Source organism: Bacteroidia bacterium, assembly GCA_033391075.1.
In the GTDB taxonomy this organism is placed as follows: Bacteria; Bacteroidota; Bacteroidia; order J057; family J057; genus JAWPMV01.
In genome coordinates, this window is the sequence record JAWPMV010000001.1 from 3,193,441 (window position 1) to 3,207,510 (window position 14,070).

Below are 14,070 nucleotides of genomic sequence, written 5' to 3' on the forward strand. Positions count from 1 at the left end.
AGTAAAATAGTAGAGAATTTATAAATAAAACAGCCTTGAGTAAGCTTTATGTTATAATTGAGAGGATGAAAGCTTGTATATTGTGTAATCAAATCATATATGAAAAAAATTATATAAGTAAACTTTCATTTATGTTCCGATACATTTCCTTACAGCTGGTTTTATACGCATTTATTCCCCTCTTACTACTCTTTGGAGCCTGCAATACTGCTGGGATATCAGTTGATCAGAACTCAAAAAAATTCCAAAAACTTATATGGTCAGATGAATTTGATTATGAAGGATTGCCTGATCCTACGAAATGGAGTTACGATCTAGGTGATGCCTGTGATTTGCCTGCAGGATGTGGATGGGGAAATAATGAGCTGCAATATTACACACAGGAAAGCTTGAAAAATGCCCGAGTTGAAAATGGTTTACTGACGATAGAGCTGCATAAAGAAAAGGTAGAAAACAGAAATTATAGTTCCGCAAGATTAGTTAGCAAAGGAAAGGGAGATTGGAAATACGGTAAAATTGAAGTTCGGGCAAAATTACCCCGAGGCAAAGGTAGTTGGGGAGCGATTTGGATGCTTTCTTCAGAAAATAAATACAAGGGTTGGCCTCACAGTGGAGAGATTGACATCATGGAAAATGTGGGATACGATCCGGATACGATTCATGCCTCCGCCCATACCCTCGCCTATCACCATAGCATTGGCACCCATAAATCCGGAAAAGTTTCCTTACCCGATGCGGGGGAAAAGTTTCATATCTATAGCCTCGAATGGGAAGAAGATGAATATCGAGTATATGCAGATGAAAAAATGATCTTCCGCTTTGAGAAGGAGGCGAATGATTTCAAAGTATGGCCATTTGACCAAAAGTTTCACCTAATCATGAATATAGCCTATGGGGGAAACTGGGGTGGAAAGATGGGACTAGATGACATGGCCTTACCTGCAAACATGCAAATTGACTACGTAAGAGTATACGCGCTTTAATTAAATACAAGCTATCAAACATGAGATTTTATTTAAGTATTATCCTGAGTCTGACGGTTCTGTTTTCTGCCTGTGAAGGGGAAACTCCAGAACAACCAGCTTTGCCCAAACTCTCAATCAGAAACGAGGCCGTTCAGGAAGGCAATTCAAATTCTATCCTGACAGTAACTGTTCAACTAAGTAGCCCTAGTGAACAAGAAGTAAGTATGAGCTATGAAACATTGGATGAAAGTGCTGCCGCAGGGGAGGACTTCGAGGCCGCTAGCGGAAATCTGGTAATTCCTGTAGGAGACACCGAAGCAGAAATAGAAATCAACATTATTGGGGATGAGTTTAGAGAAGAGAATGAAACCTTTTTGGTTAGGCTCTCAAACCCGGTGAATGCTGAATTTTCAAGAACCACGGGTACGATGACGCTGATGAATGATGATACCATGGTGGACGAATCTAATCTGAATATTCCATCTAGTGGTTATAGTACTCCAGACAACTACCAGGGGATGACACTGGTCTGGAGAGATGAATTTCAGGGAACAGACATCTCTGATGATTGGGTATTTGAAATAGGCGATGGTTGCGACAGAAACTTATGCGGCTGGGGAAATAATGAGCTTGAATATTATAGAGAGGACAATGCTTTCATTGCATCTGGAGAGTATCTCGCTATACAGGCCCGCAGAGAAAACTTTGAAGGCAGGAATTACACCTCAACCCGAATGATTACGCAGGGAAGGCAGAAATTCCAATTTGGCAGGATCGATATTCGCGCAGCTATGCCTTCGGGTCAAGGTATGTGGCCGGCCCTTTGGATGTTGGGATCAAATATTACATCTGTTGGTTGGCCTGCATGTGGGGAGATTGATATCATGGAACTGGTCGGACATGAACCCGATAAAGTACATGGAACCATTCACTGGGACAATGGCGGTAATTATGCAAGCTTTGGACAAGGCTTTGACAGTCCTACCTCTCTGGAAAATGAATGGAATGTATATTCAATTACCTGGGATGAGAATCAGATTCGCTGGCTTCTCAATGATGTCCAGTACAATGTTGCAGACATCACTCCTACCAATCTATCTGAGTTTAAAAACGAATTCTTTTTTATCCTCAACGTTGCAGTTGGTGGAAACTGGCCGGGACAACCCAATTCCAGCACGGTATTCCCACAGAGAATGTTAGTGGATTATATCCGGGTTTTCCAGGATAATTAAATCCATTTCACAGCGGCGGGTGTTAGTTCTTCCAAAGATCTGACACCCGCTAATTGCATATTCCTTTTGAGTTCGCTTTCCAGAATTTCCAGGACTCGACTTACGCCTTCCTCACCTGCTACGCTTAAGCCATAAATATACGGTCTTCCCAGGCATACAGCTTTCGCTCCTAAAGCCAGGGCCTTAAATATATCCGTTCCTCTTCTGATCCCTCCGTCCAACAGAATGGGAATTCTACCATTTACAATTTCAACTACCTCTTCCAATACTTCCATCGTCGACAAATTGCTTTCCAATTGTCTGCCCCCATGATTGGATACAATGATACCATCTACCCCATGCTCTATGGCAAGGCGAGCATCTTCCTTACACATAATCCCTTTCAGGAAGATTCTCATTTTCGTCCGAACTTTCAACCAGGGAATACTTCTCCAGGCCATTGCCGGATCAAGAAAAGAGACGCCTTCAGGCATTGTAGATAAATTTCCCATCCCCTGACTCCCTTTATCAATTGCTGTCTGTAGTTTTTGCCCATGATATTCGCGATTTCCCAATACAGGTACATCTATCGTTAGGACCAATGCCGTACAGCCTGCAGCTTCCGCCCGCTTGATCAATTTTTCCCGGAATTCCAGATCATCCGTAGGATACAATTGGAACCAGGGTTTTTGTTCTCCATCAAACACCTGCCCAATCTCCGTGATGCTGGATTTGCTCACCGTAGAAGCAATCATCAAATGACCGGATTTCTTCGCGGCTCTGGCTGTCGCCAATTCTGCCTCCGGATGGAATCGATCCTGCAATCCAACCGGGGCTAACATAATGGGAGTGCGATAGGCTTTTCCGAAGAACTTTACCGACATATCAATCTTACTCACATCCATCAATCTCCTCGGTTTGATCTGAAGTTGTTTGAATATATCCATGTTCCGCTGATAGGTCAGCCCATCATCCGCACCACTGTCCAGGTATTCAAAACTCTCCTTTCCCAATATCTTCTGAGCAGCCTTCTGGAATCCGTAAACATTCTTCAACAGATCAATATTCATATCCAATAATTTGATAGCCTCTTGTAGGTGTAAATAAAGGAAACTAATTTGGCAATAATGATGCCTGAGTTTGTAGCAAATAAAAGCACCTTAAGTGCAATATTCATTTTTTTCTTCCTGACTCCCTTACTTAGGGGGCAGGATACAGATCCCTGGGATATCCTGGCAGATACAGAATTCAATCAGGAATATTTTGAAGAGGAAGAGGCTTCTTTTCTGGCCCCGACCTTTGGACCTCTTCCCAAATCTTTTGAAGGGAAAAGCTTTGAAATCACAGGCTTTCTGATTCCCCTCGACCCTACAAACCGTGAGTACATCCTCTCTAAATATCCCTATGCCTCCTGCTTTTTTTGCGGAGGTGCAGGGCCTGAATCGGTATTGGAATTAAAATTTCCGGAAGGAGTTGAACCCAGAAACTACGAATTAGATGAATATATCAGCTTTCGAGGCACGCTGGTATTGAATGCTAGCGATATATTTCACATGAATTTTATCCTGGAGAATGCAGTTGAACTGGAATAAATTAGGATACAGTTTATCCAGCCCCCCCCCTTTCACCTCTTATGCTCGAACTGAGTCAAAAACCTGCACGTCTCAAAGGTTAAATGTAGCTGGATTGCAGCACTGAGAGATCATATTTTACTTAGTCCTCCAATATTTCGGTAGTCAATCCCAGCATTCAAGCTCTTAACTCAATGACTGGGTGCCATTTTTTGTCCACAAACCACTTCCAGCGCTTTCACCAATGCTTCATTCGCTTCCCGGGTACCAATAGTTATCCGCACACAGCCAGGCGCTCCAAAGGAAGCTACGGGCCTCACCATGATCCCCTCTTCCAGCATTTTTTCCTCAAACTCAAAGGCATCCATTTCAGGTTTGCTTAGAAAGAAGTTGGCCTGGCTTTTCCAGTACTTGATACCTATACGATCTAAATGAGGATAGAGAAAGGCTTTTTCTGCCTGAATCAGTTTTACGGTTTCCTCAATAAAGGCCTGATCCTCTAAAGCTGCTATTGCTGCCTCCAGACAGAGGGTATTTACCATAAAGGGTCGACGAACGGTCTGGACATATTGGGCCAGTTCAGGAGTAGTATAAGCATATCCCATACGCAGACCTGCTAAACCATAAGCTTTGGAGAAGCTATTTACTCCGATTACCTGTTTTCCTGCCTCCACATATGGAAGGGCAATGGTATAATCTTCTTTATCTGCAAATTGATAATAGACCTCATCGAATACCACGATTACATGATCTGGAACAGCATCGATCAATTCATCCAACTGATATTTGGGTACATAGGTACCAGTCGGATTATTGGGATTTGTGATAAAAACCAGTCGAGTCTTTTCATTGATTTCAGCCAAAATCCCTGCTACATCCAGCAAGAAATCATCTCCAACCAAAGGTACATCTATTACCTTTGCTCCCTCTTTTTCGGCAAACATTTTATAAGGAAGGAAACAGGGATTGGAAATAATTGCCTCCTGTCCCTCCTGTAAGAAGGCACGAGTGATCAATTCCAGGGTTTCTACTCCGCTATTAGCAGTAATAAACTGACCGGCTTTTAAACGAGATCCGTAGAAGTTCTCTAATGCCTCCTGATACCTGCCATCTGTTTGATCCGGATATTCATTTACACTTAAGAGGAAACGTTGGACGGCTGCTAAAGCTTTTGGAGAAGAACCCAAAAGATTCTCATTGGAGGAGAGTTTATATACTTTTTTCCCGGCAGCGGCATCGGCTTTTGACTTGCCTCCTTTGTAGGTTTTCTTTCCGTATAACCAGGGCTTAAAGGGCGAAATCTTATCTGACATAGGATTATTTCTTGGGATAAAGGTCCTGAAACAGACCCGTTTTGCAAGCTAGTGCTTGCAAATGAATTTCTCTGAATAAAATGAATGATTTTTCTTCCTGGCCTAGTAATCCAAAAGCTCTTTAATGGCTTTGGAAACTTTTTTGGCAGAAGGAAGCATGGTCTCTTCGAGTATGCTATTGAGCGGAATGGCCGGCATATTTTCAGCCCCCAGCGTTCTTACAGGAGCATCCAGTTCCTGAAAACACTCCTGCATGATGCGAGCAGATAAACTTTGGGCGAAGGTATTATTTACCGGTTCCTCTGTAAGCACCAGGCATTTATTATGCCTTCTGACGCTTTCAAATATAGCTTCTTCATCAAGTGGGAAAAGTGTTCTCAAATCCAGCACCTCAATCTGTCCGGGAAAATCCTTCGCGGCATTGATCGCCCAGTGAACGCCCATTCCATAGGTAATTACACAAAGGCTGTCTCCTTCATCTACCTTTTCTTCTTCTGCTTGCAAAAAGACATTGGCTTTCCCCAATGGCAGGACATAATCTTCAGCCGGTTCTACCGTTTTAGCAGCCAGTGTTCCCGGCACCTTTGACCAGTACAATCCTTTATGTTCCAATATTACAACCGGATTGGGATCCAAATGAGCTGCTTTCATCAAGCCTTTCAAATCCGCTCCTGTAGAAGGGTATACAATCTTGATTCCTCTGATATTGGTCAGTACAGATTCTACGCTGGAAGAATGATACGGCCCTCCACTTCCATAGGCGCCAATAGGCACTCGAAGAATCATATTTACCGGCCATTTTCCATTGGATAAATAGCAGGAACGACTCACTTCGGTGAAAAGCTGATTGAGTCCCGGCCAGATATAGTCAGCAAACTGAACTTCTACAATGGGCTTTAATCCAACGGCTGACATGCCTGCTGTCGAGCCGATAATAAATGCCTCCTGAATCGGGGTATTGAATACTCTATCTTTCCCAAATTTTTGGGCCAAAGTGGCAGCCTCTCTAAATACGCCTCCCAGTCTATGACCTACATCCTGTCCATATAGCAATACAGCTGGATCAACTTTCATCACTTCCTCTACTGCGTGAAGTGCAGCATCGACCATCACTGTCTTCTCTCCCCCCGCAGGATTCCGCACTCCTTTTTCCTCTGTTACAGGGCTTTCAGCAAAATCATGGGTGAAAAGGTCCTCGGGGCGAGGGTCCTCAGCTCTTAGCGCTCTTTGGTAATCAGAATCCACCCAGATTTCAGCTTCCTCTTCTAAGCTTCTGATTTCTTCTTCCCTGAATCCCATATCACGCATCTGGTGCTTTACGATAGGATAAGGATCTTTCATCCATGCTTCTTCCAGATCATCCCGATACCATTCCATGCGCACACCAGAAGTATGGTGATTCAGGAGAGGAACTCGTGCATGCAACAAGATGGGGCGTCTTTCGGTCCTGATCGTTTCGATGGCATCAAAGGCCGCACGATAACTGGCCAGAAAATTACTCCCGTCTATGCTTATTGCCTCCAGGCCTTTGAACCCTTCGGCATATTCAAACGCATTTTGGGAACGGGTCTCTTCTGCATTAGCAGAAATATCCCATTCGTTGTCCTGAATGAGAAAGAGAATGGGAAGCTGTTTTAAAGAAGCCATTTGAAAAGCTTCAGCTACCTCTCCCTCCGTTACGGAGGCATCACCGAGTGAGCATACAACTACTCCTTTTTCGGTATAAGAGAACAGCTCAGAAAATTTTTCTTTGTACTGAATGCCCATGGCCGCCCCTGTGGCTGGAATCGCCTGCATACCCGTTGCTGACGATTGATGTGGAATTTTCGGCTTCGAGGGATCATTTAGGCTAGGATGCGAGTAGTAGGTTCTCCCACCACTAAAGGGGTCGTCGCGTTTAGCCAGCAATTGGAGCATGAGATCATAGGGATCAAGTCCCAAACCAAGGATCATTGCGTCGTCTCGATAATAGGGATAGACGAAATCCTGTGGAAGTAATTGCATGCCTACTGCCAGCTGTATGGCTTCGTGGCCACGAGAAGTAGCGTGTACATACTTCGATACCTGCTTGAAATTCTCTTCAAATAAGTAGGACATTCTCCGAGCTGCAGCAAAGAGCTTAAAAGCTTCTGCAAATCTTTCTTTATCCAGTTTATAAGTATCGATCAGGTACGAAGAGGATGATATCATATATAAATTCTAAAGCTGCTATTCGATTATTAAAATTACAGCTAAAGAATAATTCTCTAAAGAATCGTAAATTTTTAAGAAAAATTACTCATTCATCGCAAAAATGTGAGATATTTATTCCACAAATAAGCAAATTCAAACAATAAAGAAGAATTTTATTCTATGGTAAAACTGGATGAAATAGACAGGAAGATCCTAAAAATACTGCAGGAAGATTGTCGGATAACTATCAAAGAGCTGTCAATTCGCTTTAGTCTTTCCTCTACTCCCATCTTCAATCGCATCAAAAGAATGGAGAAATCAGGGATCATAGATCGATATGTGGCGATCCTGAATCCAGACAAAGTAGGAAAGAAATTTAGTTCCTTTTGCCACGTTTCTCTCAAGGATCATTCTAAAAGTCTGGTTCAGAAATTTGTCGAAACCGTAAATGAATTAAATGAGGTAATGGAATGCCATTATGTAACGGGAAATGCAGACTTTATCCTAAAGGTAATTACCCATGATATTGAGTCTTACAACCAGTTTATCATTGATAAGCTCTTTCGAATCGAGAATATATCCAAGGTTGAATCTTTGATATCTATGGCGGTCAGCAAAAAGACCCATGTCATCGACTTGGATCAGGATTAAGTCTATTTTTGTTGTTCCTGCTTTTCTTTTACATTATTTTAGTGTTTCAAAATACTGTGCGTGCTTGGCACATTTTCTATGAAGCAAAAGTTAATTTACATCTTTCTCATTTTCAGTCTCTTGCCTGGAATTTTCTTAGGGCAGGATACCTTTAAGGTTGGGATTATCCAATATAAATCTCCCAAAGCTTTTTCGGAGACTTACCAACCGCTGATAAATTATCTGGGAAAAGAATTGAATAAGAAAATCATCCTGGACATCGTCCCGGAAGATGAATTGGCCTATAAACTTGCCAAGGGGCAATACGATATGGGCATATTTACGGTCTTCCCATACCTGAGAGCCAAGATTGATTTTGAAGAATTGGAGGTTTTTGCCTCTCATACCGTAAATGGAGAAGATTCCTATAGTGGTTGTATCATGATCCGTAAGGAAAGTGGGATCAATTCACTTCACCAACTGAAAAAGCGGAATTTCCTTTTTGTCAAACCGAGTTCGACCTCTGGCTACAAATATCCCAAAGGCATTTTCAAAGAACGTAACCTTGATATTGATGCAGGTTTCTTTGAATATGATTTTTCAGGGGGACATGACAGATCACTCAAAGCCCTTATGGATAAGGAAGTGGATGGAATAGCGGTAGATACCCGGGTATATAATAACCTTTCTGCACAAAACAAGGATGAATACCATATGCTGGAGTGCTATGAGATTCCATATCATGCCTATGTTTTAGCACCTGATGTCGATAGTAGCCTTAAAGCAGAACTCAAACTGATCATGTTTGATGCTCATAAAAACCCGAGCAATCGACCCCTATTCAACAATCCTTTAAAAATTGAGAAATGGCACGCTCAAACGGATGATGCCTACAATTCACTAAGAAGGTATTTGAGGATAGTACGGGAAAAGCCTTCCGTTCATGTAAGTTGGGAAATTCGAAACGCTGCCCAGAAGTTGTTGGATGAAAGAGGAGATCTGCTGGCTCTGCTACAGGAATCCTGCCTTAACAAACTAACTTCTACTCAGCGCTTTAAAGAGGTGAGTGATGAAGATTCTCAAATGGAAAATGCCAAAGAGGTAAAGATTAGTTTGGGGGTAATTGACAAACAGTTGCATTACAACTTTTACCTGGATGATGTACAAATAGGTGAAGGGAACCTCAATGAGCAACGACTGGTATCAGAATTGCCAACGCTGCTCACAAGAGATGTATTGAAAGCCTATATACTTGAAGGCCAGCTTCTATTCAATGGAGAAGCATGGTTCGTTACCTTTGGTTCAGATGATGGGGTTAAAGCAGCAGATTATACTTTCGAGATAGAAGGAGATTCAGGGATAAAGAGATTACTAAGTGAAACAGAAATATCTCGAATCACCAGCCTGAATACTTTTTTCAAAAAGGCGGACAGCAATTCTTTTAAAGAAGGTCAAAAAGTCCGTATTCTTTATAATGATGCAATGGTAGCAGAATTGGAAGGAGGAAATTCAGGCATAGGCGAAGGTTCTTTCTGGGATAATCTGGATAATCGCTGGGGAGTAATCGGTTTGTTGGTTGCCTTTATTAGTGTCGCTGTAGGTTCCTATTTTAGTACAGCAAGAAAAAGGCGGTTTCAATCTTATCAGAGACAAGCCAATGATCTCCTCCTCCATTTTTGGGTTGATAAAGCCAATGTAGATCCTAAACTCATTTCCCTCAAAGAAAAGATTCATGCTTCTCTCCAGAAGACACGCATCAATGAAAATCAGTTCTTGATTCTTAACAAACGAATCGACGATATAGAAAGAATTATCCATGAAGACTTTCCTCATCACAAAAAACTGAATAAAACAGTTAAAGATGAGTTAGACGAAATTTGCTCCAATGGAGTGATTACTGAAAAAGAATTCAGCAGGATTATGACCCTTACCCGCAAATTTGGGCGAGAATCGGCATCCTGAAACCCTTATTAACACCTTTTCATGAACAAATTTGCCTTCCTACTACTACTGGGATGCCTACTGTGGGTACCCAGCGACCTATTGGGTCAAAATGATTACTTCTTTCCAAAAATCAATTCCTTTGATGAAAAAGTGCCCAGTCCGGAAGATTTCCTGGGCTATGCCATTGGGGAACAACACACGCGACACGATCGACTGGTTTCCTATATGCAAGAACTCGCTCGTGTATCAGAGCGCGCTCAATACCTGCAATTGGGAATGACCTATGAGTATAGACCGTTATTGATGCTGATCATAAGTGATCCTGGCAACCTTGCCCGCCTGGAAGATATACAAAAGGATCAATTGAAGGCCGTGATTCCAAATAATGGATTTACCTATCCGACCTCCAACCCTATCCTTGTCAATCTAGGCTACAATGTCCATGGAAATGAACCTTCCAGTAGTGAAGCTGCCATGCTGACGGCTTATTATCTGGTTGCTGGTGAAGGAGCAGAAGCGGATAAATTCAGGAAAGAAGCAGTAGTTTTTATTGATCCGGTTATCAATCCGGATGGTAGAGACCGCCATAGCAATTGGGCAAATAGCTATAAAGGGATGCCACCTGTTTCAGATCCTGCAGATAGAGAACACAATGAAGCCTGGCCACGGGGCAGAACCAATCACTTTTGGTTTGACCTCAACAGGGACTGGATTCTTCTGGTGCATCCGGAGTCAAAATCCAAGCTAAAATGGTTTCACCAGTGGTATCCACATGTGGTTACCGACTTTCATGAAATGGGCACCAATAGCACCTATTTCTTTGAGCCTATGAAACCCATCGGTTCCAAAGACCCCATCATGCCGGAAGAAAACTATACTACTCTCAATGAATTGTTTGCCACCTATTTCAGCAAAGCCATGAATGAGATTGGTTCTCTTTACTTTTCTAAAGAGCGCTTTGATGGCACTTATCCGGGTTATGGTTCTTCTTATCCGGACCTTCAGGGAGGATTGGCTCTGCTTTTTGAACAAGCCAGTTCCAGAGGTCATCTTCAGGAAAGCAGTAACGGTCCGATCTCATTTGCCTTTACCATCAGAAATCATTTGGTCAATAGTTTGGCTACGGTTCGGGCAGCTGTCGAGAATAAAAGTCAACTATATGACTACCAAAAACGTTTTTTCAATTCTGCCATATCTCGTGCCAAGGCTGATCCTGTAAAAGCCTATGTGTTTGGAGATGCATATGATCAAAACAGAAATCGTGCTTTTCTTGATCTCTTGCTTAGACATAAGATTGAAGTTTTTGAAGTTGGTAATGATGTTAATCAGGGAGGAAAGAGCTTCAAAAAAGGAAGTGCATGGATGGTTCCTACTTCACAAGCGCAGTACAGGCTGGTCCAAACGATGTTTGAAACCTATGCTGAATATAGAGATAGTGTTTTCTACGATGCATCTGCCTGGTCTTTGGCCAATGCATACGGCCTGGCTTATGTGGGAGTAAAGGGCAATCTGGCGAAAGGAAATGCCGTGAGCATGGAAAATAATAAGATTGTAGTAGAAAGAATTGCTCGTTCAGAGTATATGTATTTGATGGATTGGTCCGACTATTATGCACCTGATGCCCTCAATTTTCTTCAGGGGAAAGGAATCAGAACCAAAGTTGCCTATAGAGGATTTACAGTTGAAGGAAATACCTGGCCAGCCGGGACTATTCAAATTCCCGTAGCCAATCAAAAACTTAGTGCAGATATGATTTATGGTCATATCATGGAAGCCAGCAGTCGCCATAATATATCTTTTACTCCGGTAAATACAGGATATGCCGAGGCTGGCGTAGATTTAGGGAGTCCCTGGTTTCAAAACCTGAAAGCGCCTAAAACGCTTATGTTGTTGGGAAATGGAATTTCCAGCTATGAAGCAGGAGAAGTATGGCACCTACTGGATACCCGTGTAGGTCTTCCTGTTACTAAGGTAGAGCAGGATCGTTTCTCCCGGATATCTTTAAATCGCTACAATACCATGATTCTGGTTTCCGGCAACTACAGCCTGGACAGCAATGCGATAGCTAAAATATCTCAATGGGTCGCTGCCGGAAACACCCTCATCACTACCCGTACGGCCAGTGATTGGGCGATCAAAAAGAAACTGGTCAAAGAGCAATTGGTAAAAGCCCCCAAAGACACCGCTAAAGTAGAACGAAAACCCTTCGCTCTTGCTCAGGAGATACGCGGAGCAGATCAGGTTGGGGGAACCATTTTTGAAGTTCAAATGGACCTCACCCATCCCCTGGCATTTGGCTACCATTCGGAAAAACTACCAGTCTATCGAAATAGCAAAGTCTTCCTGGCTCCCAGTAAGAGTCCTTACAGTACGGTTGCTCAGTACACAGCCGATCCACATATCGACGGCTATGTTTCTGATAAAAATCTCAAACTCATTGCTAATTCGGCAGCTGTTTTGGTGAGTTCTATTGGTAGAGGCAGGGTGATAATGTTCTCAGACAATCCCAATTTCCGGGGCACCTGGTATGGGACAAATAAGCTATTTTTGAATGCACTTTTTCTGGGAAATACCGTTTCTGTACCAAATTAGGCAGATTCCAACCCCTGAGATTTTGATGCGTCCTTATGAATACTTAATTTAAAATATATCCATCACGCTAAAATTCTAATTGCTATGGCTGAACATTTTGAAGACCCCTTTGACAAAAATGAAGGCGAACCCAAAGTAAGCTTTGATGCTAATGGGAATGCCCTTTCTAATGCAAGTCTCGGAAAAAGATTTGTCAACGTATTAGTTGACGGCTTTGCGATAGGAGCTATTGGAGCTCTGTTATCAATGAATACAGGCAGTTTCTTTTGGGGCAACCTGATATACTTTGCCTATTATATTTACCTGGAAAATAGCAAGGGGCAAACCCTTGGTAAAATGCTAACCAAAACCAAAGTTGTAAATGAGGATGGTAGTAAACCTGAGGTTTCTATGATCATCCTGAGAACCTTACTAAGGATCATTCCTTTCCTTTGGATTTCCTTCTTCATTACAGATGATAAGACGGGTTGGCATGACAGATGGACCAAAACTCGCGTAGTCGAGATTTAAGATATATGAAATCTATAAAAAGGGCAGGCCTACAAGGTCTGCCCTTTTGTTTTTGAAAATTCCCCTCAGCTTCTTATAATTGGGTAGATATTTACAACCAGAAAACTATCAAATCATGTCTAATTCAATTAATGACCCTTTCGAGAATTCTTCTTCAGAAGAGCACCTCCTAAACAGAGAAGATTTTGCTGCAGACCTAATGGTCCTGGATACTGCAAGCGGCGGGACTCGTTTTGCAAACTATTTGATCGATTCTTTGGGTATTTGGCTGTTTCAAACCTTCGGGCTGGGATACCTTGTAGAGAATTTTTTCCTTAACAATCTGATCACAGATTATGATTCATATGCCTATACTTCTGTGATATTGGGGATCTATTTTCTTTCCGCTTTTCTATACTATGCCATGTTTGAAATCATTTTCGAAAAAACACCTGGCAAATTTCTGACGAAAACCAAAGTCGTTAATCTGCAGGGAGGAAAAGCTGAAACCAAAGACATATTGCTAAGGTCCATTATTCGTTATGTCCCCTTTGAGGCATTTTCATTCCTCGGAGACAGCGCTATAGGATGGCACGATAGCTGGTCAAAAACACGCGTGGTTAGAGGCTAATCCTCTTTTCCATCTTCTTCCTCTTTGCCTAAATAAAATTCTACCAGTCCATCTGGGATATTGGTATGGATCAATTTGTTTTCATGCTCGGCATGTAAAACGAAAGATTCGGTCATGGGTATAAGGATTTCTTTTTCCTTATAGTCCATGATTAGGATGTCCTGTCCACTTGTCTCCATGATGTCTTTGACCGTACCCAGACGTCCCAATTTCTTATCCTCTACTTCGAAGCCAATTACCTGATAGTAGTAGAATTGTCCCTCTTCGAGCTTGGGAAGCTCTGCAATAGGAAAATAAATAGTTGAAGTTCTCAGGGCTTCTGCTTCATCGCGGTAGTTGATGCCTTCAAACTTCATGATTGCCTGCTGCCCTACCAGACCCATACGTTTGAGTTTGTATTTTTCGAGGGGCGCACCTTTTTTCCCCAAATAGAAGCTTTTCCGCTGAGCATATTCACTCATATCATGCACATCGAAATGAGCCTTCACCTCCCCTTTCAGACCGTGGGGTTTACCGATGTATCCTAATTCTACACAATCCTCTCTGAGCATA

Annotated in this window: 12 protein-coding genes; 8 read left to right on the forward strand and 4 right to left on the reverse strand. The window is 42.3% G+C overall.

The genetic code is table 11. The annotated features are described in order from the left end of the window. Positions 1-131: 131 nt before the first annotated feature. A complete protein-coding gene (locus tag R8P61_12885; GenBank protein ID MDW3647955.1) occupies positions 132-983 on the forward strand; it encodes a glycoside hydrolase family 16 protein in 852 nt (283 codons plus the stop codon). Between the two features lie 20 nt (positions 984-1,003). After that, entirely contained in the window at positions 1,004-2,197 is a 1,194-nt protein-coding gene (locus tag R8P61_12890; protein ID MDW3647956.1) for a family 16 glycosylhydrolase, read from the forward strand. Here R8P61_12890 and R8P61_12895 read toward each other — a convergent pair. Next, a complete protein-coding gene (locus R8P61_12895) occupies positions 2,194-3,246 on the reverse strand; it encodes an alpha-hydroxy acid oxidase (GenBank protein ID MDW3647957.1) in 1,053 nt (350 codons plus the stop codon). The genes R8P61_12890 and R8P61_12895 overlap by 4 nt on opposite strands. A 57-nt stretch (positions 3,247-3,303) precedes the next feature. Between R8P61_12895 and R8P61_12900 the strand changes: the two genes are divergently transcribed. Continuing rightward, positions 3,304-3,768, forward strand: a complete 465-nt coding sequence (locus tag R8P61_12900; protein MDW3647958.1) for a DUF3299 domain-containing protein — start codon at positions 3,304-3,306, stop codon at positions 3,766-3,768. Positions 3,769-3,938: 170 nt separating this feature from the next. Here R8P61_12900 and hisC read toward each other — a convergent pair whose 3' ends face one another. Continuing rightward, a complete protein-coding gene (gene hisC / locus R8P61_12905; GenBank protein MDW3647959.1) occupies positions 3,939-5,060 on the reverse strand; it encodes a histidinol-phosphate transaminase in 1,122 nt (373 codons plus the stop codon). Positions 5,061-5,162: 102 nt separating this feature from the next. Next, complete coding sequence (locus R8P61_12910; protein MDW3647960.1) at positions 5,163-7,157, reverse strand: thiamine pyrophosphate-dependent enzyme; 1,995 nt, start codon at positions 7,155-7,157, stop codon at positions 5,163-5,165. Positions 7,158-7,412: 255 nt separating this feature from the next. Between R8P61_12910 and R8P61_12915 the strand changes: the two genes are divergently transcribed. The 5 genes from R8P61_12915 (at position 7,413) to R8P61_12935 (ending at position 13,518) form a co-directional block, all read left to right on the forward strand. Next, the gene (locus R8P61_12915; protein MDW3647961.1) at positions 7,413-7,883 is read left to right on the forward strand and encodes an Lrp/AsnC family transcriptional regulator; all 471 of its coding nucleotides are present in this window, start codon (positions 7,413-7,415) and stop codon (positions 7,881-7,883) included. Between the two features lie 78 nt (positions 7,884-7,961). Next, the gene (locus R8P61_12920) at positions 7,962-9,824 is read left to right on the forward strand and encodes a PhnD/SsuA/transferrin family substrate-binding protein (protein MDW3647962.1); all 1,863 of its coding nucleotides are present in this window, start codon (positions 7,962-7,964) and stop codon (positions 9,822-9,824) included. A gap of 21 nt (positions 9,825-9,845) precedes the next feature. Continuing rightward, on the forward strand, positions 9,846-12,398 hold the full coding sequence (locus R8P61_12925) for a M14 family metallopeptidase (protein ID MDW3647963.1): 2,553 nt from the start codon (positions 9,846-9,848) through the stop codon (positions 12,396-12,398). 84 nt (positions 12,399-12,482) lie between these two features. Continuing rightward, positions 12,483-12,908 carry an RDD family protein gene (locus R8P61_12930; protein ID MDW3647964.1) on the forward strand — a complete coding sequence of 142 codons (426 nt, stop codon included), beginning with the start codon at positions 12,483-12,485 and terminating at the stop codon, positions 12,906-12,908. A gap of 115 nt (positions 12,909-13,023) precedes the next feature. Continuing rightward, positions 13,024-13,518 (forward strand): RDD family protein, encoded by a 495-nt coding sequence (locus tag R8P61_12935; protein ID MDW3647965.1) that lies wholly within the window; start codon positions 13,024-13,026, stop codon positions 13,516-13,518. Here R8P61_12935 and rimM read toward each other — a convergent pair. Continuing rightward, entirely contained in the window at positions 13,515-14,069 is a 555-nt protein-coding gene (gene rimM / locus R8P61_12940; protein ID MDW3647966.1) for a ribosome maturation factor RimM, read from the reverse strand. The genes R8P61_12935 and rimM overlap by 4 nt on opposite strands. Between the last annotated feature and the right edge of the window lies 1 nt (position 14,070).